General features: G+C 39.8%; 25 protein-coding genes. 15 read left to right on the top strand and 10 right to left on the bottom strand.

The features are described from left to right. From IC572_RS05225 to IC572_RS05185, 9 genes are all read left to right on the top strand, one after another. On the top strand, positions 1 to 253 hold a 253-nt coding region (locus IC572_RS05225), incomplete at its 5' end, for a hypothetical protein (protein WP_232263344.1). 110 nt (positions 254 to 363) lie between these two features. After that, the gene (locus IC572_RS05220; protein WP_164863311.1) at positions 364 to 1728 is read left to right on the top strand and encodes a S41 family peptidase; all 1365 of its coding nucleotides are present in this window, start codon (positions 364 to 366) and stop codon (positions 1726 to 1728) included. A gap of 6 nt (positions 1729 to 1734) precedes the next feature. Further along, positions 1735 to 2898 carry an SH3 domain-containing protein gene (locus IC572_RS05215; RefSeq protein ID WP_187855287.1) on the top strand — a complete coding sequence of 388 codons (1164 nt, stop codon included), beginning with the start codon at positions 1735 to 1737 and terminating at the stop codon, positions 2896 to 2898. Further along, entirely contained in the window at positions 2885 to 3595 is a 711-nt protein-coding gene (locus IC572_RS05210) for a 1-acyl-sn-glycerol-3-phosphate acyltransferase (protein WP_187855286.1), read from the top strand. Before IC572_RS05215 ends, IC572_RS05210 begins: the two co-directional genes overlap by 14 nt. Next, positions 3592 to 4293, top strand: a complete 702-nt coding sequence (gene ung, locus IC572_RS05205) for a uracil-DNA glycosylase (RefSeq protein ID WP_187855285.1) — start codon at positions 3592 to 3594, stop codon at positions 4291 to 4293. Before IC572_RS05210 ends, ung begins: the two co-directional genes overlap by 4 nt. Before the next feature lie 88 nt (positions 4294 to 4381). Further along, positions 4382 to 5374, top strand: a complete 993-nt coding sequence (gap, locus tag IC572_RS05200; RefSeq protein ID WP_187855284.1) for a type I glyceraldehyde-3-phosphate dehydrogenase — start codon at positions 4382 to 4384, stop codon at positions 5372 to 5374. Positions 5375 to 5389: 15 nt separating this feature from the next. After that, positions 5390 to 6598 carry a phosphoglycerate kinase gene (locus tag IC572_RS05195; RefSeq protein ID WP_187855283.1) on the top strand — a complete coding sequence of 403 codons (1209 nt, stop codon included), beginning with the start codon at positions 5390 to 5392 and terminating at the stop codon, positions 6596 to 6598. Between the two features lie 15 nt (positions 6599 to 6613). Further along, complete coding sequence (gene corA / locus IC572_RS05190) at positions 6614 to 7570, top strand: magnesium/cobalt transporter CorA (RefSeq protein WP_000248511.1); 957 nt, start codon at positions 6614 to 6616, stop codon at positions 7568 to 7570. Positions 7571 to 7576: 6 nt separating this feature from the next. After that, positions 7577 to 8305: a TerC family protein gene (locus tag IC572_RS05185; RefSeq protein ID WP_187855282.1), complete on the top strand. Its 729-nt coding sequence runs from the start codon at positions 7577 to 7579 to the stop codon at positions 8303 to 8305. A 143-nt stretch (positions 8306 to 8448) separates the two neighbouring features. On the opposite strand, the gene sabA is transcribed toward IC572_RS05185, so the two are convergent. The 4 genes from sabA to exbB form a co-directional block, all read right to left on the bottom strand. Further along, on the bottom strand, positions 8449 to 10530 hold the full coding sequence (sabA, locus tag IC572_RS05180; protein ID WP_232263343.1) for a Hop family adhesin SabA/HopD: 2082 nt from the start codon (positions 10528 to 10530) through the stop codon (positions 8449 to 8451). A gap of 189 nt (positions 10531 to 10719) precedes the next feature. Further along, positions 10720 to 11577 (bottom strand): energy transducer TonB family protein, encoded by an 858-nt coding sequence (locus IC572_RS05175; protein WP_187855281.1) that lies wholly within the window; start codon positions 11575 to 11577, stop codon positions 10720 to 10722. Further along, positions 11543 to 11932 (bottom strand): TonB system transport protein ExbD, encoded by a 390-nt coding sequence (gene exbD, locus IC572_RS05170; protein ID WP_000836377.1) that lies wholly within the window; start codon positions 11930 to 11932, stop codon positions 11543 to 11545. The genes IC572_RS05175 and exbD overlap by 35 nt, the downstream gene beginning before the upstream one ends. Further along, positions 11929 to 12366: a TonB-system energizer ExbB gene (gene exbB, locus IC572_RS05165; RefSeq protein WP_001862479.1), complete on the bottom strand. Its 438-nt coding sequence runs from the start codon at positions 12364 to 12366 to the stop codon at positions 11929 to 11931. Before exbB ends, exbD begins: the two co-directional genes overlap by 4 nt. A 324-nt stretch (positions 12367 to 12690) precedes the next feature. Here exbB and nikR point away from each other — a divergent pair, with 324 nt between their 5' ends. Together nikR and nadD are read left to right on the top strand one after the other, a co-directional pair. Beyond that, entirely contained in the window at positions 12691 to 13137 is a 447-nt protein-coding gene (gene nikR / locus IC572_RS05160; RefSeq protein ID WP_000380787.1) for a nickel-responsive transcriptional regulator NikR, read from the top strand. After that, positions 13130 to 13645, top strand: a complete 516-nt coding sequence (gene nadD / locus IC572_RS05155) for a nicotinate (nicotinamide) nucleotide adenylyltransferase (protein ID WP_187855290.1) — start codon at positions 13130 to 13132, stop codon at positions 13643 to 13645. Before nikR ends, nadD begins: the two co-directional genes overlap by 8 nt. Here the strand turns inward: nadD and IC572_RS05150 are convergent. Next, positions 13642 to 14403: a J domain-containing protein gene (locus tag IC572_RS05150; protein ID WP_187855280.1), complete on the bottom strand. Its 762-nt coding sequence runs from the start codon at positions 14401 to 14403 to the stop codon at positions 13642 to 13644. The two genes, nadD and IC572_RS05150, sit on opposite strands and share 4 nt — an antisense overlap. A gap of 138 nt (positions 14404 to 14541) precedes the next feature. Between IC572_RS05150 and mnmA the strand changes: the two genes are divergently transcribed. Beyond that, entirely contained in the window at positions 14542 to 15570 is a 1029-nt protein-coding gene (gene mnmA / locus IC572_RS05145; protein ID WP_187855279.1) for a tRNA 2-thiouridine(34) synthase MnmA, read from the top strand. 42 nt (positions 15571 to 15612) lie between these two features. On the opposite strand, the gene IC572_RS05140 is transcribed toward mnmA, so the two are convergent. Next, positions 15613 to 16755 carry a hypothetical protein gene (locus IC572_RS05140; protein ID WP_187855278.1) on the bottom strand — a complete coding sequence of 381 codons (1143 nt, stop codon included), beginning with the start codon at positions 16753 to 16755 and terminating at the stop codon, positions 15613 to 15615. Positions 16756 to 16879: 124 nt separating this feature from the next. Between IC572_RS05140 and dnaJ the strand changes: the two genes are divergently transcribed. Genes dnaJ through IC572_RS05125 form a run of 3 tightly spaced genes read left to right on the top strand, consistent with a single transcriptional unit; the run spans position 16880 to position 19021 of the window. Further along, on the top strand, positions 16880 to 17989 hold the full coding sequence (gene dnaJ / locus IC572_RS05135; protein ID WP_187855277.1) for a molecular chaperone DnaJ: 1110 nt from the start codon (positions 16880 to 16882) through the stop codon (positions 17987 to 17989). A gap of 10 nt (positions 17990 to 17999) precedes the next feature. After that, complete coding sequence (azlC, locus tag IC572_RS05130; RefSeq protein ID WP_187855276.1) at positions 18000 to 18686, top strand: azaleucine resistance protein AzlC; 687 nt, start codon at positions 18000 to 18002, stop codon at positions 18684 to 18686. Beyond that, the gene (locus IC572_RS05125; protein WP_187855275.1) at positions 18680 to 19021 is read left to right on the top strand and encodes a branched-chain amino acid transporter permease; all 342 of its coding nucleotides are present in this window, start codon (positions 18680 to 18682) and stop codon (positions 19019 to 19021) included. The genes azlC and IC572_RS05125 overlap by 7 nt, the downstream gene beginning before the upstream one ends. Here the strand turns inward: IC572_RS05125 and IC572_RS05120 are convergent. Genes IC572_RS05120 through crdA form a run of 4 tightly spaced genes read right to left on the bottom strand, consistent with a single transcriptional unit; the run spans position 19018 to position 24770 of the window. Next, positions 19018 to 22125, bottom strand: a complete 3108-nt coding sequence (locus IC572_RS05120; protein WP_187855274.1) for an efflux RND transporter permease subunit — start codon at positions 22123 to 22125, stop codon at positions 19018 to 19020. The genes IC572_RS05125 and IC572_RS05120 overlap by 4 nt on opposite strands. 2 nt (positions 22126 to 22127) lie before the next feature. Continuing rightward, complete coding sequence (locus tag IC572_RS05115) at positions 22128 to 23153, bottom strand: efflux RND transporter periplasmic adaptor subunit (RefSeq protein ID WP_187855273.1); 1026 nt, start codon at positions 23151 to 23153, stop codon at positions 22128 to 22130. After that, positions 23150 to 24388: a copper resistance outer membrane protein CrdB gene (gene crdB, locus IC572_RS05110; protein WP_187855272.1), complete on the bottom strand. Its 1239-nt coding sequence runs from the start codon at positions 24386 to 24388 to the stop codon at positions 23150 to 23152. Before crdB ends, IC572_RS05115 begins: the two co-directional genes overlap by 4 nt. A 4-nt stretch (positions 24389 to 24392) precedes the next feature. Further along, positions 24393 to 24770, bottom strand: a complete 378-nt coding sequence (gene crdA, locus IC572_RS05105; RefSeq protein WP_000731590.1) for a copper resistance determinant CrdA — start codon at positions 24768 to 24770, stop codon at positions 24393 to 24395. Positions 24771 to 24840 lie beyond the last annotated feature (70 nt).

Genomic DNA, 24840 nt, shown 5'->3' with positions numbered 1-24840 from the left:
GCCAAAGCCATCGGAGATTTTGACTTTAATGCCGCATTCATCAGCAAAGAAGCGAGCGATCTCAACATCTACCGCAGAAGCGGAGGTTCAGCCTTCCCTTTATTCTGCCTTGCCTAATCTCGCTCTAGTTTGCGATAGAGGCTCTAAAATAAGCCCCATTTCTAATGTTTTTGTAACGGGCATGCTTTGCGATTTGCATGTGAATGGATCGGGGAGTTATGCGTTTTTGTTGTATCGTTTAGGCTCAAAATGAGTGAATGAATGGGCATGTTATCTAAATTTTAGATAGAATAAACGCAAAAAATTGAATAAAACCTTAAAGGTGATTCTTTCTAATCTCAAAAATGGGTGGTGCTATTAACAATGACAAAACGACTTTTTAAAGGGTTGTTAGCGATTTCTCTTGCTGTGAGTTTGCATGGTGGTGAAGTTAAGGAAAAAAAGCCGGTCAAGCCGGTTAAAGAAGATCCGCAAGAATTAGCGGCTAAAAGGGTGGAAGCGTTCAGTCGTTTCTCTAATGTGGTTTCAGAAATTGAAAAAAAGTATGTGGATAAAATCAGTATTTCTGAGATCATGACTAAAGCGATTGAAGGCTTGCTCTCTAATTTGGACGCGCATTCAGCGTATTTGAATGAAAAGAAGTTTAAGGAATTTCAAGCCCAAACCGAGGGCGAATTTGGGGGGCTTGGGATCACGGTGGGCATGCGCGATGGCGTTTTGACCGTGATCGCTCCTTTAGAAGGCACTCCCGCTTACAAGGCTGGGGTTAAATCAGGCGATAACATTTTAAAAATCAATAACGAAAGCACGCTGAGCATGAGCATTGATGATGCGATCAATCTCATGAGAGGCAAGCCAAAGACCCCTATTCAGATCACCGTTGTGAGAAAAAACGAGCCAAAACCCTTGGTGTTTAACATCATTAGAGACATCATTAAACTCCCCTCTGTCTATGTGAAAAAGATTGAAAAAACCCCTTATCTGTATGTGAGAGTGAGTGGTTTTGACAAGAATGTTACCAAATCGGTTTTAGAAGGCTTAAAAGCTAACCCTAAGGCTAAGGGGATCGTGTTGGATTTAAGGGGGAATCCTGGAGGGTTGTTAAACCAAGCGGTGGGCTTGTCTAATCTCTTTATTAAAGAGGGGGTTTTAGTCTCTCAAAAAGGCAAAAATAAAGAAGAAAATTTAGAATACAAGGCTAACGGCAGAGCCCCTTATACCAATTTGCCTATTGCGGTGTTAGTCAATGGCGGTTCAGCGAGCGCGAGCGAGATCGTAGCAGGAGCTTTACAAGATCATAAGCGAGCCGTGATTATCGGTGAAAAAACCTTTGGTAAGGGAAGCGTGCAGATGCTGCTCCCTGTCAATAAAGATGAAGCCATTAAAATCACGACCGCACGCTACTATTTGCCGAGCGGGCGCACCATTCAAGCTAAGGGGATCACGCCTGATATTGTGATTTATCCGGGTAAAGCGCCAGAAAATGAAAATAAATTCAGCTTGAAAGAAGCGGATCTAAAACACCATTTAGAGCAAGAGCTTAAAAAACTTGATGATAAAACCCCTAATTCCAAAGAAGCTGATAAAGACAAGAAAAATGAAGAGGAAAAAGAGGTTACTCCTAAAATGATCAATGATGATATTCAGCTAAAAACCGCTATTGACAGCTTGAAAACCTGGTCTATCGTTGATGAGAAAATGGATGAAAAAGCGCCTAAGAAGAAATAAAAACTCATGGGGTTTTTATTTGAAAAATCGTTAATGAGTTTTTTCGCTCATCCAATCAAAATCCTTAAAATCATCAGTTTGATTTTAAGCTTTTTGATAAGCTTTTTGGTTGCCGAGAACGCTAATGAGCCAGAAGAGATCAAGGCTAAAGTGGCTTATGTGAAAATCCCCCAATTAGAAGATTTGGAAAACAATCCGGTTTATATCGGTCAAATTATAGGCGTAACTTATGATTTATTGTTGTTTGACGCTGAGTTTTTGGAAGCCAAAATCAAAGATGGGTTGGATAAAACCCAAATTGAGCTTTTAAGCAAAATGCCTAAATGGAAAAAGGTGGAAAAAGAGCTTTTCAGAGCGACTTATTATTACAAGATTAAGGGCGTAAAAGCGAGTATCCCGTCCTTAGAAGTGAGCGCGTTTTCCAATAAAGACAAATACATCGATCATTCCATAGCCCCAAAAGTTGCCTTGCAAGTAACGGATTTGTCAAAAAACCCTCGTTACGCAAAAATCATGGCTAAAGATTTACAAGTTGTGCAATACAAAACCAAAGATTATGACGATAAAAACAATATTTTGGTGATGGAAATAGCGTTCAAAGAAGCCACTTGGGAAGATTTTCACATCAAAGAAGCGATCAAACAAGGGTTTGATAACGCCTCTTTAAACCAGATCAAGGCTAAAGAAGGGAGCGTTTTTTATTATTGCGTGTTGCCTAAGACTATTCAAAACCTTTCTTTTGATTATTTCTCGCTTTCAAATAAGCAATTTAAGACCTTATCTTTTTCAGCCATTCCCACTCAAGACACTACCGGTATTCAAAGCGATCTCATCCCTAAAAACAATTTTTTAGTCTTTTCTAATGTGGCGCTGCTCGCTTTGTGCGTGTTTTTCTTGGCGCTGTTCTTCATTTTTGGGCGCAAACTCATTTTTTTAGGGCTTGGGATTTTGTGCTTAGGGTTTGTTTTGTATCACCTTTTATTCACGCAAAAATCAGCCATTTTGCTCGCTCATAAAAAAATCCGCATTCTGCCCACGCAAAATTCCACCATTTTAGGGCTTTCTAAAAATGAAATGCCGATTAAAATCTTAGGTTCGCATGATGATTATTACAAAATCCTAACGCCGCATGAACAAATAGGATGGGTCAAAAAAAATGAAGTCAAATAGTTTAAGAGCGATTTATAGAGCTTTAGTGATCGCTATAGGACTAGCTGTTATCATTGTTTTCAATTATTTTAACCGCAAAAACAATAACGCGCGCTCTAGCCGTAAAACTTGCGCGTGTTTTTTCACGCTCACTGGGGTTCATTTAGAAAAAATAGGCGCTTTTGATACGGACGCTAAACTCATTGTCTTAAACCACCAAAGCTTACTAGACATCATTTATTTAGAAGCCTACCACCCTAGTAATATTTGCTGGATTGCTAAAAAAGAGCTGGGTGAAATCCCCTTTTATGGGCATGCCTTAACCGATACCGGAATGATTTTAATTGACAGAGAGGATAAAAAGGGGATTGTGAGCCTTTTGAAAGCGTGTAAAGAAAAGTTAGATCAAAACCGCCCCTTAGTGATTTTCCCTGAAGGCACTAGAGGCAAAGGAGGAGAAAAATTCCTCCCTTTCAAGCAAGGGGCTAAAATCATCGCTGAAAAATTCCAGCTCAAAATCCAGCCCATGGTGTTAATCAATTCCATTAAAATCTTTAATTCCAAACCCCTAGAAGCCTATAAAGCGCGCACCCGTTTAGTCATGCTAGAAAGCTATACGCCTGATTTTAACTCGCCCACCTGGTATGAAGAATTAGAAGAACGCATGCAAAAAGAGTATTTAAAACACTATCATGAATTAAACCCTAGCGAACAATGAAGCTTTTTGACTACGCTCCTTTGAGTTTAGCTTGGCGGGAGTTTTTGCAAAGCGAATTTAAAAAGCCTTATTTTTTAGAAATAGAAAAACGCTACTTAGAAGCCCTAAAAAGCCCTAAAACCATTTTCCCTAGAAGCTCTAATCTGTTTTATGCACTCAATCTAACGCCCCCTAGCGCGGTTAAAATCATCCTTTTAGGGCAAGACCCCTACCATTCCACCTACCTAGACAATGAGCAAGAATTGCCGGTGGCGATGGGCTTGAGCTTTAGCGTGGAAAAAAACGCCCCCATCCCCCCAAGCTTAAAAAATATTTTTAAAGAATTGCATGCGAATTTAGGCGTGCCTGTGCCTTGTTGCGGGGATTTGAGCGCGTGGGCTAAAAGGGGTGTGCTGCTATTGAACGCCATTTTAAGCGTGGAAAAAAATAAGGCCGCTTCGCACAAATATATTGGCTGGGAAGCTTTTAGCGATCAAATACTGATACGCCTTTTTGAAACGATCTCCCCTTTAATCGTGGTGTTATTAGGGAAAGTCGCCCAAAAAAAGATCGCGCTAATTCCCAAAAACAAGCACATCATCATCACAGCTCCTCACCCAAGCCCATTATCTAGGGGGTTTTTAGGGAGTGGGGTTTTTTCAAGCGTTCAAAAAGCTTACCGAGAGGTTTATCGCAAGAATTTTGATTTCAGTTTGTGATTGATATTTAATGAGGCAGAACCCCTTGAGAATGCCTTGATTTAAAAGCATTTGTGATAAAATATCAATTTTTAAATAAAGGGAAAACATGCCAATTAGAATCGCTATCAATGGGACTGGGCGCATTGGTTTGTGCGCTATAAGAGTCGCTAGCCAAAGAAAGGATATAGAAATTGTCGCCATCAATTCTACCGCTGAATTAGAAACTCTTTTGCATTTGATCCGCCATGACAGCGTGCATGGGTATTTTGAAGCCCAATTAAACGCCAATAGAACCCTAAATATCGGGCATAGTAAAAATATTTTAGTGTTGAGCGAGCGAGATATTAACAAGCTTGATTTTTCTGTCGCTAACGCAGAAATCATCATAGAATGCACGGGGAAATTCAATTCCTTAGAAGCTTCAAGCGCTCATCTTAAAAACAGCGTGAAAAAAGTCATCATCTCCGCCCCCACACAAAACGCCCCCACCTTTGTCTATGGGGTGAATCACACTAATTACCATAATGAAAGCGTGATTTCTAACGCCTCTTGCACGACTAATGCTAGCGCTCCTTTATTAAAAATCTTAGATGAAGCCTTTAAAGTAGAAAATGCGCTTTTAACCACCATCCACAGCTACACTAACGATCAAAACCTTTTAGACACCAAGCACAAAGACATCCGCCGCGCTAGAGCGGCCGGCCTTAATCTCATCCCCACAAGCACCGGCGTGAGCAAAGCCATTTCGCTAGTCTTACCGCATTTAGGCCCTAAAGTTACAGGCCTTGCGATTAGAGTGCCTACCCCCAATGTGAGTTTGGTGGATCTATCTTTAAATTTTAAAAAAGTTGTGAGTAAAGCAAGCGTTCAGCATGCACTTAAAGACGCTTGTAAGCATGCCTTTAAAGGGGTTGTAAGCATTGATGAAGAAAGGCTCGTTTCAAGCGATTTTATTTCTTCGCCTTTTAGCGCGATCGTGATTGATGATCAAATCATGACAATAGGCGAAAAAAATGCTAAAGTATTGGCATGGTATGATAATGAGATGGGTTATAGCGAGCGCTTGATAGACATGGCGCAATATATAGCGCAAAATTAAAAGAAAGGATTTTTCATGTTAGCTAAAATGTCGTTTATGCAAAACGTTAAAAACATTCAAGAAGTGGAAGTGAGCCATAAAAGGGTGCTTATTAGAGTGGATTTTAATGTGCCTTTAGATGAAAATTTGAATATTACCGATGATACGCGCATTAGAGAGAGCTTGCCTACCATCCAATTTTGTATTGACAATAAGGCTAAAGATATTATTTTAGTGAGCCATTTGGGCCGCCCTAAAGGGGTTGAAGAAAAATTGAGCTTGAAACCCTTTTTAAAACGCCTTGAAAGACTCTTAAATCATGAAGTGGTTTTTTCTCAAAATATCGCGCAACTCAAGCAAGCCCTAAGCGAAAACGCGCCCACAAGGATTTTTCTTTTAGAAAATATCCGCTTTTTAAAAGGCGAAGAAGAAAATGATGAAAATCTGGCTAAAGATTTAGCAAGCTTGTGCGATGTGTTTGTGAATGACGCTTTTGGCACGAGCCACAGAAAACATGCCAGCACTTATGGCACCGCACAATTCGCCCCTGTTAAAGTGAGTGGGTTTTTACTCAAAAAAGAAATTGATTCGTTTTATCAAGCGTTTAACCACCCTTTACGCCCTCTATTGTTGATTGTAGGGGGGGCTAAAGTCAGCTCCAAACTCACCCTATTAAAAAACATTTTAGATCTCATTGACAAGCTCATCATTGCCGGGGCGATGAGCAACACCTTCTTAAAAGCCTTAGGCTATGATGTGCAAGATTCTTCTGTAGAAGACGCTTTGATAAAAGATGCCTTAGAGTTATTGCAAAGCGCGAAAGAAAAAAAAGTCAAAGTCTATTTACCCATAGACGCTGTAACCACTGATGACATTCTTAACCCCAAACACATCAAAATTTCACCCGTCCAAGACATTGAACCTAAACACAAGATCGCTGATATAGGACCTGCGAGCCTGAAATTATTTTCTGAAGTCATAGAGAGCGCACCCACGATCCTATGGAATGGCCCCTTAGGCGTGCATGAAAAACAAGAATTTGCTAGAGGCACAACCTTTTTAGCCCATAAGATCGCTGACACTTACGCTTTCTCGCTCATTGGTGGGGGCGATACCATTGATGCGATCAACCGCGCGGGTGAAAAGGATAACATGAGTTTTATTTCTACCGGTGGGGGAGCGAGTTTGGAATTATTAGAGGGCAAAATTTTACCTTGTTTTGAAGTTTTGGACAAACGCCATTAACTCTAAGGATCGCTTATGGTGAACGTGTTTTTCAAACAGCAAAAATTTGTCATTAAAAAACGCTTTAATGATTTTAATGGTTTTGATATAGAAGAAAATGAAGTGTTGTGGTTTGAATTAATCAACCCTACGCCCAATGAATTAGCCACTCTAAGCCAAGAATACGCTATCCACTACAACACAGACCATTCCCAACGAGTCTCATCAGTTACCAAATATTGGGAAGACAGCTCCAGCGTTACGATCAACGCCTTTTTCACTAACCAGGATGAAAATGAGACTTTCCACACGGAAATGGCGACCTTTATTTTGTCTAATAACATTCTTTTCACGATTTATTATGGGACTTTAGAAATCTTTGATTCTATCCAAAAAAAGGTTTTGGCTAGCCCTAAAAAATTTGAAGACGGGTTTGATATTCTGACCAAAATCTTTGAAGTGTATTTTGAAAAAGGCGTGGAATGTTTGGAGTGGATCAACAAACAAACGAGCCTGTTGCGTAAAAACATCATTTTCAAAGAAACTTCTACGCATGATGATATTTTAGTGCGCTTGTCCAATTTGCAAGAATTTAATGTGGCTTTGAGGGATTCTTTTTTTGACAAACGGCGCATTATCACCGCTTTATTAAGGAGCAATAAAGTGGATAGCGATACTAAAAATAATTTAAATATCATTTTAACCGATTTTAGCTCTTTGGTGGAGTCTACAACGGTCAATCTCAACTCGCTTGATAACATTCAAAACCTGTTCGCTTCTCAAGTCAATGTGGAGCAAAATAAAATCATCAAGCTCTTCACTGTGGCGACTATGGCGATGATGCCCCCCACTTTGATTGGCACGATTTATGGCATGAATTTTAAATTCATGCCGGAGTTAGAATGGCAATACGGGTATCTTTTCGCGCTGATTGTCATGGCGATTTCTACGATTTTGCCTGTGCTCTATTTTAAAAAGAAAGGCTGGTTGTAGCCTTTTATGGAATTTTTATCCTCACTCTTAGACGCTCTTTCTACACCGCATGGCATAGTCTCCTTGGCTACGCTCACGCTTTTAGAGATTATTTTGGGGATTGATAATATCATTTTTATCACGGTGATGGTCTATAAACTCCCCAAACACCAGCAAAATAAGGCCATGATTTTAGGCTTGGGCTTAGCGATGATCGCTCGTATAGGGCTTTTAGGGAGCTTGTTTTTTATCAGCCATTTGCAAAAGCCTTTATTCACTATAGCGGGCATGAGCTTTTCATGGCGTGATGTGGTGCTGCTTGTAGGGGGGGCGTTTTTGGCTTTTAAAGCGTTAGTGGAATTAAAAGAGCAGATCTACCCTAAAGAAAAACACCAAGAAAAAGCGTTTGGCTTTTTCATCACTTTAATAGAAATCATGTTTTTAGACATTGTCTTTTCTTTAGACTCCGTGATCACGGCTATTGGGATCGCTAAACACCTAGAAGTCATGGCGCTTGCTATTATTTTATCTGTGATCGTGATGATGTTTTTTTCCAAAATCGTTGGCAATTTTATTGAAAAGCACTACCGCATCAAAACTTTAGCCTTTGTTTTTTTGCTCGTTGTGGGCGTGTTTTTGTTTTTAGAAGGATTGCATTTGCATGTTGATAAAAATTATTTGTATGCGGGTATTGGTTTTGCCTTGCTCATAGAATGCTTGAACATTTTCATAGAAAAGAAAATGAAAAAAAGTTAAAAAGCGTTTTTTAAAAACAAAATTAAAGGAGTTATTTGTAAAAGGCTTTCATGTTTTTATGAACAACTAAATTTTAATCAAAATTCATAAGTGCATAGGGGCATTTCGCAATGAAGCCCCCTTAAAAAGAGAATTTGTGCCATTTAGTAAGCAAAAACATAATTGAGATACACGCTATAGAGCCTTCTGTATTTGAGTTCAGCCCCCATGAAAGAGTAATAATCCGTGTTAATGGTAGGGATTTTCACGCCCAATTCCATGCCATGCTGAGCGGCATGATCGCTTTTCTTAGGCCTAGCGAGGTTCATTCTCAAGCCTAGATTGAATAAAAATTGGAAATTAGCCACATTCATCTTAGCGCTATAGATATTGCCCACCATGTTCAAATTCACGAATTCAGAATTAAGCCACGAAGTCCCGGCTAGCGCAAAACCACCAAAAAGCCCCACAGAAAGCTTGTTATTCTTGCCTAAGAAGTTGGTGTTTTTATCGTTGATGAAGTTATAAAGCGCATCCATTCCCACCCCATAAGTCCACACATCAGAAGCCGAGTTGAAGAAGTTGGATTTAATGAACGCATGGTTGTAATCAAAGAAACCATAATACCTTAACCCCCAATTCCTTTTTTTACCAAAGAATTGCTTATAGCCCACTTGCACGCCAATGCCGTTCATTGCGCCGTTATTGGTTTGAGAACTGATCATGCCAAAGCGCCTGAAAGGGTTTTTGCCTAGTTCTTGCGTGGTGGTTTGGAGCTGGTTGTATTTGTTGGTATCCAAAGAATAAGTGAGCAAACCTTCTGGGGAATTAGGGTTTTGAGTGGAATGCGTCATGTTTTGAAGAGGCTTGGCGTTAGGCAAGTGAGAGATACCATTATTGATCGCTGTTGAGTCTTTGTTTAGAGTGTTGAGAGCTTCTTTAAAGTTCAAAATGGTTTGAGCTAAAGCTTTCTCTTGATTGACCTGATTGCCATAATAAGCGGTGTGTTGCTCTAAGGAATTGAGAGTTTCTTTCACAAACGCGCAACCTGAACCATAAGTGTTGTCGTTAATCACACCAGCCGATCCTGCGGTGCATTCTTCTAGATCTTGTTGGATAGGCCCTTGAATGCTGTGGAAATTGTCCGCTACTTGCTTAGCTAAACCTAAAATCTCTGCTTGAGCGTTAGCTCTATTGAGCATTTCTTGAGCGAACCCTTTGTCTTCAGAAGTGTAGGGGTTGAAATTGTTTGGTTGCGTGATTTGGGTGTTTTCGTTAGCGTTAAGCTGTTTGGTTTTTGCTAGGGCTGTTTGAGCGTTTTTAATCATCTCATTAATTGCGTTAAAACTATCGCCAAAAATATCCATCACATTCCCGGTCTTGCCGCTAAACCCCCATGCCCCACCGCCACCATTCACATGCGGATTTTGAGTGGTAAGGACATTGATGATAGTAGCGGCTTGTTGCAAAAGGTTTTCAGCGTCATTGACGCTGCTAATCTTTAGCTGGATTGGGATTGATGAACCGCCTGAATAATAATTGCCATTCCCATCGGGGTAAGTGTATTCTGTTGTAGGGTTTCTTGTGAAAGTTTGATTGATATTGACTACCATATTTTTAGAGCTATTCAAGGCAGGCATCCCGCCTCCTTGGTTTTGGTTTAAAGCGGTTTGGATAGTTTGATAAGCTTGGTTGAGTTTTTGGTATTCGCTGCTAGATAGGATACCATTGGGCCCTACATTACTAGCCCCATTGCAAGTGGTGGTGGTCGTTCCGCTACCGGTGTTGTAGCTGTAGTTTGGCGTGTTGTCAAACGATCGAACGCCCCCATTTTCTAAATGTTCTGGGCCAAGATTGGGGCCAGGGCCGCAACTGATGCCAAAGGCTATGACTTGCCACATGCCCACAGCGGCATTGAGTGCTAAAGCCACAGCTTGATAGGCGGGGGAAGTGGTGGTAGCGCTAGTGAGGTTAATGGCGCTTGAGCTTAGATTGTCAATCGCACCCGTGATTGCGCTTGGTGTGCTGGCTAGATTGACTAAAGAGTTAAGGTAGTTGTATTGGTTTAAAAGGTTGCTTAAGTTATCGTATCTGTCTGCAAGGTTTTGCAACGCTCCTGTGTTTTTCACTTGTTGGACCGCTTCACCGATTTGATAGCCCACACTCGTATAAAATCCATCGTCTTCAGCCCTTGATAATGAGAGCATGAGAGAAAGAGAGAGCAAGAGGGATTTTTTGATTTTCATGTATTCTCCTTTTATTAGATTTTTCTTTGATACAAAGAAACTTCATATTATAAGCAATAAATGGAATTTTATGGCTAATTCTAGCTCTAAATTTTAGAGATTTTGTTTTTTTTTTTTTTGTAATTGCGAAAAATGGGGGGTTTGATTCAGCTTTTAAGGCTTAAAAACCGCCCTTAAAAGAAAGACTAGTTAGTCTTCTTTCAAGCTATAAGCGATAGGGATTTTTAGATGCACGGTTTCTTCTGGTTTAGGGAATAGATGCGTCGCGCTTTTAATGGCTTCTAAAGCCGCATGGTTTAAAATATCCGTCGTGTTGCTTTTGACCACTTTAATGTCTGTAACGCTCCCATCAGCATTGATCGTAAAGCTCACTAACACTTCGCCCTCAATGCCCCTAATTTGCGCCATTTTGGGATAGCGGTTCTTAGAAGAAATAGCGGTTTGGATCTTCATTAAAAATTCGTTGCTCACCCCTGGGTTATACGCTTGAGCTTCAGAAGTTGCACCCTCAGAGGTTTTGTTAGACTCTTCTTGCTTGTCTTTTTCTTTGACTATATCTTTAGTCGTTACTTGTTTAGGAGCGCTTTTTTCTTTAGCCTCCTCTTTAGCTTCTTCTTTTTTGGGTTCTTCTTTAGGCTCTTCTTTCTTAGGTTCTTCAACTTTAGGCTCAGGCTTAGGCTCTGGTTTTGGCTTGGGCTCGGGTTTGGGTTCAGGCTTGGGTTTTGGTTTTGGCTTGGGTTTGGGTTTAGGCTTAGGCTTTGTAACCTCTTTTTTGGGTTCTTCTTTTTTGGGTTCTTCTTTCTTGGGTTTTTCTTTAGGCTCTTCTTTGGGTTTAGCCGACTCAGCATTGGTCTTTGTATTGGAATTAGTGTTAATGCTGGCTAAACTCATGGTAACCTTAGTGGTCCCCGCTTGCGCTAAAGGCTCTGGGGCGTCTTCGCGCAGTAAAAAATAGCCAAACCCTATGGCGTATAGGGTAAAAGAGATTAAAAAGCTAACACTCGTTGAAACTTTACTGAGCTTGCGTGGAGATGGAGAAATTTTCATGATTATGCTCTTTTAAAATATCCATAATGCTGATAAAAGTTTCAAAACGAGAGCTTTTGTCGCTTTTTAAGTCTATAAGGGTTTTAGGGTCTGTTTGTTTGACTACAGCGCTCAAAGCTTCTAAATTCGTCGGTTTGTCATCTACGAAAATATTGTCATGCTCATCTACGGAGATGACCACCACTTTTTGATCGTTTGGCTGGGATTTTTCCGCATTTTTAGCGTTAGGGAGACTGACTTTAATCTTACCTTGCGCGATAAAAGTAGAAACGCTTAACACAATCGCTAACAAAACGAGCATAATATCAATGAAAGGGACAACATTCAGCCCATCGCCTCTTCTGATGCTTTTCATTTTTTCATGATCCTGAATTTTTCACTCAAAACATCGGATTTTCTCAACAAGCTATTGTAAGCGATCAAAGTAGGGATCGCCACAGCAAGCCCTAGAGCGGTCGCTTTTAAAGCCAAAGACAAACCTACCATGATCGTTTTAGCGTCCATCCCGCCGCTCACGCCCATGTCATAGAAAATCACCATGATCCCTAAAACCGTCCCTAATAAGCCCACATAAGGCGCGTTAGAAAAAATCACATAGAGAATGGTTAGATTCTTGGTTAAATCCAAATTCAGGGCATCTATATCGTCATAAGCCTTCAAATCGACTTTAGAATAAAAAATAACCCTTTCAATCGCAAACCACAAAGCTAAAAAACTGGCCACGCCAAGCACCGCAAAAACGAATATGTCCACATAATCTTTCAACATTCCCACTGAAAAACCGCCCATAAAAACTCCTTGTCTATGATAAAACAATTCCCTTAAGATTAAAGCAACATGCGATACAGACATACTCTAAAGAGCATGCACCCTTTAAGAAGCATTCGTTCGCATAAATGCTCCAAAATGATAAAAGAATGTTAGTTTGTTGATTATATTGTTTTAATAATAACAAGTCAATAATGATTAAGCTAATAATTACAATCAAATTCAAACGCTCTTATGGCCAACCATTTAAATCCAATCTGTATTATAATTGTTTATTTTAAATTAATTCAATCATACTAGCATGAGCGGCTTTTAACAAACTCATGCCAAAAAGGATTTTTCTCAATGGATACACCCAATAAAGACGATTCAATCATCCGCTTTTCGGTTTCTTTACAACAAAATTTATTAGACGAATTAGACAACCGCATCATTAAAAACGGCTATTCTTCTCGCTCAGAATTAGTGCGCGACATGATCAGAGAAAAATTAGTAGAAGACAATTGGGCAGAAGATAACCCTAATGATGAGAGCAAGATCGCCGTGCTTGTGGTGATTTATGACCACCACCAAAGGGAATTGAACCAGCGCATGATAGACATCCAGCATGCCAGCGGGACGCATGTTTTATGCACCACGCACATTCATATGGATGAGCATAATTGTTTGGAGACGATCATTTTACAAGGCAATTCGTTTGAAATCCAACGCTTGCAACTAGAAATTGGGGGGCTTAGGGGGGTTAAATTCGCTAAATTGACTAAGGCGTCTAGCTTTGAATACAATGAATAATGTCTTAAAATACAAAGAATTAGCGCTCTATGGAGGGAGTTTTGATCCCTTGCACAAGGCTCATTTAGCCATTATTGAGCAAACTTTAGAATTACTGCCCTTCGCTCAGCTGATTGTCTTGCCCGCTTATCAAAACCCTTTTAAAAAGCCATGTTTTTTGGACGCACAAACCCGTTTTAAGGAATTAGAAAGAGCTTTAAAGGGAATGCCTAGGGTGCTGTTGAGCGATTTTGAAATCAAGCAAGAAAGGGCTGTGCCTACGATAGAAAGCGTTCTTCATTTTCAAAAACTCTACCGCCCTAAAACGCTTTATTTAGTCATAGGAGCGGATTGCTTGAGGCATCTTTCTTCTTGGACTAATGCTACAGAGCTTTTAAAAAGGGTGGAATTAGTGGTTTTTGAAAGGATTGGCTATGAAGAGATCCAGTTTAAGGGACACTACCACCCTTTAAAGGGCATTGACGCGCCGATTTCTTCTAGCGCGATTAGGGCTGGTTTGGGGGTTTAAGCGTGTTTTTTAATGTGGCTATAGGCTTCTTGAATGATAGCGAAGCGTTTGGCATAAAGAGCCTTTTTTTCTTTCAGATCGCACAAATCAGGGTGGTAGGTTTTAGCCAACTCCAAATAGCGCTTTTTCACTTCGCTAAAATTTTCATGTTTGATAAACCCTAGCGTTTTATAGCATTCTTTTAATTTGCGTTCAGCCATAGTGGTGTAGCTGTCCTTGCCAAAGCCATTAGGGTAGATGAAATCTAAGCATGCGTTATGGACGATTCTATTTTCATTGAGCGTTACAATGAGTTCCCAAAAACGCTCTGAGTCGCCTCTTATATGCAATTCATCTTGGGTTTCTAAAAACACATAGCCGCTGAATTTTTGGCGTAAAAACCGCTTAGCGATAGGGTGCTTGGTGATAAAAAGCGCGTATTCTGCCCCAAAGGTTAAAACTTTCACTTCTATTTTTTCTAAAAGCGTGTTTTGATTGATGATTTTGATGCGTATGGGCAGGTGGCTTTTTTGTAAAACCTCTTCTAAAGAATGCACGCTAATATCTTTTTCATGCGCGCATTCAAGGGCATGATAAACCCAATTGAGCAAGTAGTTTTTTTTAAAACATTCCGTGTCGTTTAAAATGAGTAACGATGAAGAGAGCATGTGGCACTGGCTGAAATGCTTTTTGGCGTAGTGTAAAACTTTTTTCAACAAAGGGTGGCTGTTAGGGAGCGCGATTTGCGTGAATTTGGCTAACAATTCAATTTTGGCCATTACCCTTATTTCTCCATGCGTTTTGATGCGATTTTAAAAAATCTTTAGGTATTTTAGCATGCCAATGGTTAAAAAAAGGTGGTTATGAATGGTTTTTGCGCTAGACTACGAGCCATAACTCATAATGAAAGACTAAAAATGAAAATAGCGGTATTACTCAGTGGGGGGGTGGATAGCTCTTATAGCGCTTATAGCTTAAAAGAGCAAGGGCATGAATTGGTGGGGATTTATTTAAAACTCCATGCGAGTGAAAAAAAGCATGATTTATACATCAAAAACGCTCAAAAAGCATGCGAGTTTTTAGGCATTCCTTTAGAAGTGTTGGATTTTCAAAAGGATTTTAAAAGCGCGGTTTATGATGAATTTATCAGCGCGTATGAAGAGGGACAAACCCCTAACCCATGCGCGTTGTGCAACCCTTTAATGAAATTTGGGCTAGCTTTAGATCACGCTTTACAATTAGGGTGTGAAAAGATCGCTACCGGGCATTATGCGAGGGTCAAAGAAATTGACAAGGTAAGTTATATTCAAGAGGCTGTGGATAAAACTAAAGATCAGAGCTATTTTTTATACGCTTTAGAGCATGAAGTGATCGCTAAATTGGTGTTCCCTTTAGGGGATTTGTTAAAAAAAGACATTAAGCCTTTAGCCTTGAATGCGATGCCTTTTTTAGGCACTTTAGAGACTTATAAGGAATCTCAAGAAATTTGCTTTGTGGAAAAAAGCTACATTGACACTTTAAAAAAGCATGTTGAAGTGGAAAAAGAGGGCGTGGTGAAAAACCTACAAGGCGAAGTCATTGGCACGCATAAAGGTTATATGCAATACACGATTGGCAAACGCAAAGGCTTTAGTGTTAAAGGCGCGTTAGAGCCGCATTTTGTGGTGGGGATTGACGCTAAAAAGAACGAGTTGATTGTGGGCAAAAAAGAAGATCTCGCCACGCATTCGCTTAAGGCTAAAAACAAATCTTTAATGAAAGATTTTAAAAGCGGCGAATATTCTATCAAGGCTCGTTACAGGAGCGTACCTGTTAAAGCACATGTGAGCTTGAGAGACGAGATGATTGAAGTGGAATTTAAAGAGCCTTTTTACGGCGTGGCTAAAGGGCAAGCCTTAGTCGTTTATAAAGATGATATTTTGCTTGGCGGGGGCGTGATTGTTTAGGGCTTTTGCGCTTATAGCCTGATTGATCGCTTTTTTAAACACTCATTCTCGCTTAAAATTTTTAAAGCTAGGGAATCCATGCGGATCTAAGCGGATATTTTTAATAAGAGCTTTTCCACCGCTCAAATCACCGCTTAAACCACCGCTCACATTGAAGGGCTTTTTAGTCTGTTGTTGGGCTAAAAGGGCTAAAACTCGGGCGTTTAACGCCATGGTTTCATTCAAAAACGCCATTTGCTTATTTAATTCGCTTAAAAATTCTATATTCAAGGTTTTTAAAGTGTGTTCGTAATTGGCTAAGATTAAAGCATGCTTTTCTTTATTATCTTTAGCGTTTTTTAATTCTTTATCTCGCTCTATAAGGGCGTTTTGGTAGCGTTGGTGCAATTCTTTAGCGCATGATTTGAGATTTTCTTTATCGCATAAAAAATGCGTTTTTAAAGTTTCTAGGCGTTTTTCTAGAGGCAAAAAGGTTTTTAGGGCGTCTTCTTTGGCTTGGATTTGGCTTTGAATCTTGTTTTTAAATTTTTTCAAACGCATGGCTTTATAGGCTTGAAAATCATGGTTTTTAAGAGCGTTGTATTCTAGGGTTTTGTTATGGGATTGTTGATCCTGTATTTCATTTTCTAAAACCTGATCGCACAAGGCGTTTAAAGCGCTCATCAGATCCAATTGTGAGAGCAAATGGGCGAGTTTAGGCTCTTTGAGCAAGAAAAGGGCGTTGTTTTGCTCTTGAACTTCTAAAGCGTTTGAAGCCTCTTCTAAATTCTTAACACCGCTCAAATAAGGGCAATGTTCTTGCAAGAAAAGCGTTTGAGATTCTTTGATTAAGCGTTCATGCTCCATGCTCTCTTTTAAGCGTTTTTCTAAAGCTTGTAATTTTTCTAATTCCAAAGCGCTTTGTTTCAATAACGCATCAGTGTCCATAAGGCGGATCTGGCTGGCGTTAAAAAAACGCCTCTGGCTATTTAGGGTGCTGTTAGCTTTTTTGATTTCTTTGAGTTGATCCTGGTTGTTGGAAAGCACGCTTTGATAGATTCTTAAACTTTCATTGAGTTTGTAAAGCATGTCAGAAAGCTGTTCGTTAGAGCGTGAGAGTTTGGCGTTAGTTTGAGAATCAAAAGTCATCATTATCTGCGCGTTTGAAAAAGTTAGAAAAAATAAGAAAAAGCAAAAAAATCTCATGGGGTTATCTTTATTACTATAGTTTCATCGTGTTATTTTATCTAAGTTTTGGCATGCACTAAAACACGCAAAATTATCGCTTTTAAGATAAAATAAGCGTTTTGATGCCATTTTTGGAGCGATCGTGGAATTGAGTTATTATGAAATTTTAGAAGTGGAAAAACACAGCAACCAAGAGACCATTAAAAAGTCTTACAGAAAGCTGGCTTTAAAATACCACCCAGACAGAAACGCCGGCGATAAAGAAGCCGAAGAAAAATTCAAGCTCATCAATGAAGCTTATGGGGTGTTAAGCGATGAAAAGAAGCGGGCCTTATACGACAGGTATGGTAAAAAAGGCTTAAACCAAGCCGGCGCGAGCCAGAGCGATTTTTCTGATTTTTTTGAAGATTTAGGCTCGTTTTTTGAAGACGCTTTTGGGTTTGGCACTAGGGGGAGTAAAAGGCAAAAAAGCTCTATCGCACCGGATTATTTGCAAACCATTGAATTGAGTTTTAAAGAAGCGGTTTTTGGCTGTAAAAAAACCATTAAAGTCCAATACCAGAGCGTCTGTGAAAGTTGCGATGGCACGGGCGCCAAAGATAAAGCCCTAGAGACTTGCAAGCAGTGTAATGGGCAGGGGCAGGTGTTCATGCGTCAAGGTTTTATGAGTTTCGCGCAAACTTGTGGGGCGTGTCAAGGCAAGGGCAAAATCATTAAAACCCCATGTCAAGCGTGTAAGGGTAAAACCTACATTCTTAAAGATGAAGAAATTGATGCGATAATCCCTGAGGGCATTGATGATCAAAACCGCATGGTGCTTAAAAATAAAGGCAATGAATACGAGAAGGGGAAAAGAGGGGATTTGTATTTGGAAGCGCGAGTCAAAGAAGATGAGCATTTCAAGCGCGAAGGCTGTGATTTGTTCATTGAAGCGCCGGTGTTTTTCACCACTATCGCTTTAGGGCATACGATTAAAGTGCCGTCTTTAAGAGGAGGCGAATTGGAATTAAAAATCCCTAGAAACGCCAAAGATAGGCAAACTTTTGCGTTTAGAAACGAGGGCGTGAAGCACCCCGAAAGCTCTTATAGGGGGAGTTTGATCGTGGTGTTGCAAGTGATTTATCCTAAAAGCTTGAATAAAGAGCAGCAAGGGTTATTGGAAAAATTGCATGCGAGTTTTGGCTATGAGAGCGAACCGCATAAAAGCGTTTTAGAAACCTGTATTTCTAAAATTAAAGACTGGTTTAAATAAAAGGTTGTTGATGCATGATTTTCTAAAAGCCTTTAAAGACGCTTTCCCTCATACCATTTCTATCTTTTTAGGGTATTTGCTTATGGGAATGACTTTTGGAATGCTTTTAGTCCAGCATGGCTATGATTATAAAGTCGCCTTGTTCATGTCGTTATTCATCTATGCTGGGGCGGTGCAGTTTGTAGCGATCACGCTTTTAAGCGCGCAAGCGAGCTTGATAAATGTCGTTATTGTGAGCTTGTTAGTGAATGCGAGACAGACTTGTTATGCACTTTCTATGCTAGATCGATTTAAAAACACCCAATGGCGTTTGCCCTATTTAGCGCATGCGCTCACGGATGAAACCTTTGCACTATTGAATTTATACGCTCCTAAAGAGGGGGTGAGTGAAAAAGACTTCATTTTTAGTATTTCCTTACTCAACCATTCTTATTGGATTTTTGGCTCGTTAGTGGGTTCGTTGGTGGGTTCACATTTTTCTTTTGACACTCAAGGCATGGAATTTGTGATGACAGCGATTTTTATCGTGCTGTTTATGGAGCAATACAAACGAGACACGAATCATAAAAACGCATGGCTTGGGATCGTTATTGCGGTCGTTTGTTTGGCACTCTTTGGGACTGAATACTTTTTGCTCATCGCTTTGGTTTTAATGGTGCTTGCCCTCATTGTTTTTAGAAAGCAGTTAGAATGTTAACGCATTCTATACTCATTCTTTTAGTCATCATAATAACGACTTATTTCACGCGCATTTGGCCTTTTATGGTGTTTAACGCTAAAAACCCGCCTAACGACTTTGTGCGTTATTTGGGTAGGGCTTTATCATGCTCAGTGATAGGCATGCTCGTGATCTATTGTTTAAAAGACATTCACATTTTAAAACCCCCTTATGGGATCAATGAAATCACCGCTTTTTTATCCGTTATCCTTTTGCACCGCATTTTTAAAGTGTTTGTTTTAAGCATCACGCTCCCTACCATTCTTTATATGGTTTTAGTCCAAAGCCATGCGTTAGAAAAGGCTTTTTTTTAATATTCATGTTTCCTAACCCTAGCGTTTTTGATCACAAAATACGCCGTAGGGATAATAAAAAGCGTTAAAACAACGCTACTTATCATGCCCCCTAGCATGGGCGCGGCGATGGATTTCATGATTTCACTTCCTGTGCCATGGCTATACATGATAGGAATGAGTGAAGCTAAAATGCTAAAAAAGGTCATCAGCTTGGGCCTTACCCTAAGCACCGCCCCATGCATGATGGCTTCTTTTAAGGCGGCAGTCGTTCGCTCTTTTAAGGGGGTTTTGATGAATTTTTGAAACGCATCCTCTAAATAAATGATCATCACAATAGCCGTTTCGCTCGCTACCCCCAAAAGGGCTAAAAAGCCCACTAACGCCGCCACGCTCATGTTAAAGCCCATGAGATTCATAAAAATTAACCCCCCCAAAAACGCAAAAGGCAGAGTGAAAAAGCATAATAAGGAATTAGTGAGATTCTTTAAAGCAAAGACAATTAAAATAAAAATGATAAACACGCTCACCGGCACGATGTATTGTAAGGTTTTAAACGCTTCTTCTAAATACTGGCTTTCGCCGCTAAATTCATAATAATACCCGTTAGGCAATTGGATTTTTTCTAGCGTTTTTTGAGCCAGTTGCCTGTAAGTATCAGAGCTGATACCATTTTGCGGCACAATATAAATAAAATTCACGTTCAAGCCCTTTTCGCTCTTTAACACCGCCGGCGAGTTGTCGTAATACACATGGGCTAATTCCCTTAAGGGCATGTAATTGTAAGCGGTTTTGATGTAGAGGTTTTTTAATTTTTCAATGGTGTTTCTTTCGGTGTCTTCTAAGCGTAAAGAAATAGGGTAACTTTCTACGCCTTTAATCATGGTCGTGAGCGTGGCTCCTCCCAAAGCGAATTTAATCGCATCTAACACGGCGCTTTTATTGATGCCATAACGAGCCAGATTTTCATCGTTCAAATCCAGCGTGATGTAGTAACCATTATTAGATCGCTCGGCAAAGACGGATAAACTCTCTTTTAGGGTTTTGAGCTGTTGTTCCATAAGGATCGCTAATTCTTGCAATTTATCCGTGTCGTTACCATAGAGCTTGATGCCTAGGGGCGTTCTAATGCCGGTTAAGAGCATGTCCGTCCTCCCACGAATGGGGTAAGTCCATGAATTAGTCAAGCCTTTTAATTGCAGGGTTTTTTCTAATTTATCCCTAACTTCCTTATAACTGAGCTTTTCTTTCCATTCGTTTTTTGGCTTTAATTCAATGTAGGTTTCTATCATTCCTAAACCGGCGGCATCGGTGCTGGTGTTAGCGCGCCCCACTTTACCAAAAACCTGTTTGACAAAATCCAATCGCTTGATAGCGGCATTACTTTTTTTCAAATATTCTAAAGCGGTGTCAATGCCCACGCCATTAAGCGTTACAGGCATATACATGATTACCCCTTCATTGATTTGAGGGATAAATTCCCAGTTGAGTTTTTTATACGCTACATACAAGCCCCCTAAACCTAAGACGCTCGCTATTAAAAAAGCGTATCTGAACTTAAGCACAAAATCCAAACTCGCACCATAAATTTTCATGAAAAAAGCGTTAATGGGGTTTTTAGACTCTTCTAAAATCCGCCCTTTAATGAGCCATACCATTAAAACAGGGACTATCGTAATAGAAAGCAGCGCTCCTACTAACATGGCAAAGGTTTTGGTGTAAGCTAAAGGGGCAAAAAGCTTTTCTTCTTGACCGGTGAGCGCAAAAATTGGCAAGAAAGAAACCACAATGATCATTAAAGCAAAAAATATCGCGCCCCCCACATGCTTAACCCCTTCTATAATGCCATTAACCCTTTGAATATTGTCTTTCGTATCAATGTGTTGCAAGTGCTTGTGAGCGTTCTCCACCATCACAATAGCCGCATCCACCATCGCCCCTATAGCGATCGCAATGCCCCCTAAACTCATGATACTCGCTTCAATATTGAAATAACGCATGAGCAAAAAACTGATGCACACGCTTAAAGGCAGAGTGATAATCACCACTAAAGCGCTCCTGAAATGCAGTAAGAAAATTGCAATAATGATTAACACAATGACGCTTTCTTCTATGAGCGTGTGGATCAAATTGTCAATGCCTTTTTCAATCAATTCGCTCCTGTCATACACGCTGGTGATTTTCACATCAGGGTTGCTCGCTTGTAGGGTAGCGATTTTTTCTTTAATGGCTTTAAGCACCTTATAAGTGTCAGCGTGATAGCGCACCATCACAATCCCGCCCACCACTTCCTTATCGCCATTGAGATTAGCTGCCCCTCTGCGTGGTTTTGGCGCTAGCCTAACGCTGGCTATATCTTTGATTTTTAAAGGGATAGCCCCTTCTTTTTTAACCACAATTTCTTCTAAATCCTTCAAAGATTGGATATAGCCATGCGATCTTATAATTTTTTCAAACCCGTTTTCTAAAATAACCCCCCCACCGGTATCGTTATTGGAATTTTTAATCGCGTTAGCGACTTGTTCCAAACTCAAGTTATAGCGGATCAGAGAATCGTTTTGAAGCGTTACTTCATAATCCTTCACAAAGCCCCCCACACTCGCAACCTCACTCACCCCATCAACCCCTAAAAGCGCATAGCGGTAATAAAAATCTTGCAAGACTTTCAAATCGCTTAAATTCTTGCTATCGCTAGATAAGGCGTATTGATACGCCCAACCAATAGAAGTGGAATCGCTCCCTATTTCCACTTTAGCATCTTTGGGTAGATTGCTCACTCGGTTTAATTGCTCTAAAACCCTATCCCTAGCCCAATACAGATTGACGCCGTCTTTAAAAATGATGTAAATCAAGCCGCTTTCATAGCTAGAAATCCCCCTAACCGTGTCAATGTTAGCGATACTCATGAAAGTAGAAACCAACGGGTAAGTAACCTGCTCTTGCACGATTTTAGGGCTTTGATTGGGGTAAGTGATTTGCACGACCACTTGAGCGGGGCTTAAATCCGGCAAAGCGTCTAAACGAACGCTTTTTACCGCCCACAAAGAGGCTAAAAAAATGAGTAGAGTGACTAAAGTGGTAAGGAGTTTGTTTTTAACGCTTAAATCAATGATTTTTTCTATCATTTTTAATAATCCCCATTGTTTTGAGCGTCAGCGTCTAGCACGAATAAAGCGTTATTAGCGACTTCTTCACCCGCTTCTAAACCCTCTAAAATTTCATAACTCCCATCGCTCAAGCGGACGGCTTTAATTTCTAACGGGCTTAAGCCAAAATCGTCTTTTTTAAACACGATAGCTTTCCCCCCCTTAATCAAAACCGCTTCTTTAGGCAAAATCTTCATTTTTTGTGGTTTGTGAAAGATTTCTACTTGAGCGAACATGTTAGGGTAATAAAGCAATTTAAGATTAGGCACATTGAAGCGCGCTTCTAGCATTTTATCTTGCGCATTTATGATGGGGTTGATGTTTTCAAGCGTGATTTCTTGCTTGCCTTTAACCCCTTCTACGAACAAAATCGCTTGATGCGTGTTTTTTAAAAACTCTAAATCCTCTTGATTGACTTTAACAAGCGCCCACAATTGGCTTAAATCTATGATCTGAAACAGCTCCTGCCCTTTTTTAATGAAACTCCCTTCATTTAAATCCGGGCTTTTTTTAAAAATAACGCCACTGAAACGAGAGTAAATAGTCATTGCATTTTGGACTTTATGGCTGCTAATGATTTTTTCAATGCTAAAGTTTTCTAGCCCTAGTAGTTTTAATTTTTCTTTAATCGCTCCCACTTGCTGGTTGAATTTCAATGACGATAACAATTCGCTTTGAACGCCCGCTAATTCAGGGGAATACACGCTCAATAACCTGTCGCCCTTTTTAATGGGGGTATAGGTTTTATTCGCATAAAGCTTTTCCACATAGCCATCAAAACGCAGGGTTTGAGAAAAAATCAGCGCTTCATTAGGCTCTAAAATCGCATAATAGCGCCGGCTTTGGGCGAATTCTTTTTCTATGACCTTAGTGGTGGAAATGTTAAAACGGGTTTGGCTTTTAGTTTCTTTAGTTTTTTTAGTCTCTTGAGTCTCTTTAATTTCTTGAGCGTTAGCGAATAAGAGGCTAAAAAAGAGGGCCAAGGCTAACAATAAAAGCCGTTTCATTCTAATCCTTTGAGGTTTTGTAAGGACAAATAAGCGCTATTTAGAGCGCTCAAGGTTTCAAGCTGGGTGATTTGCATGGTGATTTTGTCATTCAAGGCGTTGTAATAAGCGTTGTAATCGCCATTAGATTTCAAATCAAGCGCATAAATTTGTGCGATTTTTTCATTCTGTTTTACAATTTTATTGATCGATTCCAGGTTTTTTTGCAAGGTTTCTAATTTTTTAAGGAGTTTTAGGGCCAGGTGGTGGGTTTTGTTTTTGGTGTTTTCCACTTCGCTTTTAAACACTAAGCTTTCTTTTTTCTTTTGCTCCACTAATTTAGCCTGCTTGCCATAAAGAGGCAAGGGGATAGACAAAGCGACGCTAAACATGTCGTAGTTATAGTATTGTTTGGAGCGGAAATAATACACCCCAGTAACGTTTACGTCTTCTAAAAAGCTTTTTTTAGCCAAAGTGATGTCTTTTTGCGCTTTTTCTTCATCAAGCCTGGCGATCGCAATATCGTAATTAGTGGCGCTAATGTTATACAGCTCTTGCTCCTTATTAAATTCAAAATTTTTAGGGGCAATGCTTAAAAGCTCGTTTTCCTTAAAAGTCAATTCGCCCATGGAATAATGGCTGCTAGACAAGGCTTCTTCTAAATTGTTTTTTTTGATTTCTAATTGCGATTTTAAAATTTCTAACTTGGCGATCGCTATTAAATCGGGCGAACTGGAATGGTTGGCTTGATAGAGGGTGTTTTCTAAATTTTTAATCGCTGTGTTTAAAAGCTCTATTTCTTGTTGGTTTTTATAATTTTCAATGCCGTTTATCATTAAATTAATCACCAATTGCTGCTTGGTTTTTTTAAGCTCTAATATCTTTTTTTGTTTTTCTAAATTGATCATTTTAGATTGCGTGAGTTTTTTACCATTTAAATCCACTTTTTGAGACAAACCCAAGCTCATGTTTTGCATTAAAGTGCTATCCAGCCTGAAAAAATCGCTCACATTAGCGTTGTTATAGCCTAAATACAAAATGGGGTTATCCCATTTGCTAACGACTTTTTCTTGAGAACTTAAGGCGTCAATTTGCTCTTGTAGGGCTTGTATTTTTTGATTTTTAGAAAGGTATTTAGCCACAAAAGTTCGGATTTCTAAATCTTTAGCCAAACCCAAACTAAAGAGCAGTAAAAAAGCTGTTAGAAGGCGTATTGACACGCCCCCCTTATAGAACGCGCTTATAAAAGACAGCATGCGCTCATAAATCCAGGCTTGTTTTAGCGCGATAAACTTGGCCTTCTTTGGATTTAATATCCACCCTAACTTGCCATGTCCCGTTCATAGAAAGATTGGTTTTAGCTTCATAAAGGCCGTTTTTTTCACTCACTTGCGCCATTTCTTTCATCGCTGGCATGCCGGGCATTTCAGGCATCATAAACTGCACCCTAACGATAGCTTTTTCTAAAGCCTTACCTTTTAAAGTGGGGCTGAGAATGAAAGTGTTATCGCCTTTAATAGGGTTACCCACGGATTTGATTTTCACTTCCAAATCATTAGCTTTTAGGGTTTGCTCCCATGCGTTTAAACTCATAACCCCCAACACGCTTATTAAAAATAAAGCGGCTAGCTTTTTCATCGTTTTGACCTTTACAATAAGATAACAAGGAAATCCTTGTTGCGGACGAATGATAACCCTCTTTTGTGTA

Origin of the sequence: Helicobacter pylori (assembly GCF_014496485.1) — a bacterium.
In the GTDB taxonomy this organism is placed as follows: Bacteria; Campylobacterota; Campylobacteria; order Campylobacterales; family Helicobacteraceae; genus Helicobacter; species Helicobacter pylori_DD.
This window is presented reverse-complemented; position numbering and strand designations above follow the sequence as displayed.

Coding starts and splice junctions, on each gene's coding strand:
- IC572_RS05220 (WP_164863311.1), top strand. CDS start 364: ATGACAAAACGACTTTTTAAAGGGTTGTTAGCGATTTCTCTTGCTGTG.
- IC572_RS05215 (WP_187855287.1), top strand. CDS start 1,735: ATGGGGTTTTTATTTGAAAAATCGTTAATGAGTTTTTTCGCTCATCCA.
- IC572_RS05210 (WP_187855286.1), top strand. CDS start 2,885: ATGAAGTCAAATAGTTTAAGAGCGATTTATAGAGCTTTAGTGATCGCT.
- ung (WP_187855285.1), top strand. CDS start 3,592: ATGAAGCTTTTTGACTACGCTCCTTTGAGTTTAGCTTGGCGGGAGTTT.
- gap (WP_187855284.1), top strand. CDS start 4,382: ATGCCAATTAGAATCGCTATCAATGGGACTGGGCGCATTGGTTTGTGC.
- IC572_RS05195 (WP_187855283.1), top strand. CDS start 5,390: ATGTTAGCTAAAATGTCGTTTATGCAAAACGTTAAAAACATTCAAGAA.
- corA (WP_000248511.1), top strand. CDS start 6,614: ATGGTGAACGTGTTTTTCAAACAGCAAAAATTTGTCATTAAAAAACGC.
- IC572_RS05185 (WP_187855282.1), top strand. CDS start 7,577: ATGGAATTTTTATCCTCACTCTTAGACGCTCTTTCTACACCGCATGGC.
- sabA (WP_232263343.1), bottom strand. CDS start 10,530: ATGAAAATCAAAAAATCCCTCTTGCTCTCTCTTTCTCTCATGCTCTCA.
- IC572_RS05175 (WP_187855281.1), bottom strand. CDS start 11,577: ATGAAAATTTCTCCATCTCCACGCAAGCTCAGTAAAGTTTCAACGAGT.
- exbD (WP_000836377.1), bottom strand. CDS start 11,932: ATGAAAAGCATCAGAAGAGGCGATGGGCTGAATGTTGTCCCTTTCATT.
- exbB (WP_001862479.1), bottom strand. CDS start 12,366: ATGGGCGGTTTTTCAGTGGGAATGTTGAAAGATTATGTGGACATATTC.
- nikR (WP_000380787.1), top strand. CDS start 12,691: ATGGATACACCCAATAAAGACGATTCAATCATCCGCTTTTCGGTTTCT.
- nadD (WP_187855290.1), top strand. CDS start 13,130: ATGAATAATGTCTTAAAATACAAAGAATTAGCGCTCTATGGAGGGAGT.
- IC572_RS05150 (WP_187855280.1), bottom strand. CDS start 14,403: ATGGCCAAAATTGAATTGTTAGCCAAATTCACGCAAATCGCGCTCCCT.
- mnmA (WP_187855279.1), top strand. CDS start 14,542: ATGAAAATAGCGGTATTACTCAGTGGGGGGGTGGATAGCTCTTATAGC.
- IC572_RS05140 (WP_187855278.1), bottom strand. CDS start 16,755: ATGAGATTTTTTTGCTTTTTCTTATTTTTTCTAACTTTTTCAAACGCG.
- azlC (WP_187855276.1), top strand. CDS start 18,000: ATGCATGATTTTCTAAAAGCCTTTAAAGACGCTTTCCCTCATACCATT.
- IC572_RS05125 (WP_187855275.1), top strand. CDS start 18,680: ATGTTAACGCATTCTATACTCATTCTTTTAGTCATCATAATAACGACT.
- IC572_RS05120 (WP_187855274.1), bottom strand. CDS start 22,125: ATGATAGAAAAAATCATTGATTTAAGCGTTAAAAACAAACTCCTTACC.
- IC572_RS05115 (WP_187855273.1), bottom strand. CDS start 23,153: ATGAAACGGCTTTTATTGTTAGCCTTGGCCCTCTTTTTTAGCCTCTTA.
- crdB (WP_187855272.1), bottom strand. CDS start 24,388: ATGCTGTCTTTTATAAGCGCGTTCTATAAGGGGGGCGTGTCAATACGC.
- crdA (WP_000731590.1), bottom strand. CDS start 24,770: ATGAAAAAGCTAGCCGCTTTATTTTTAATAAGCGTGTTGGGGGTTATG.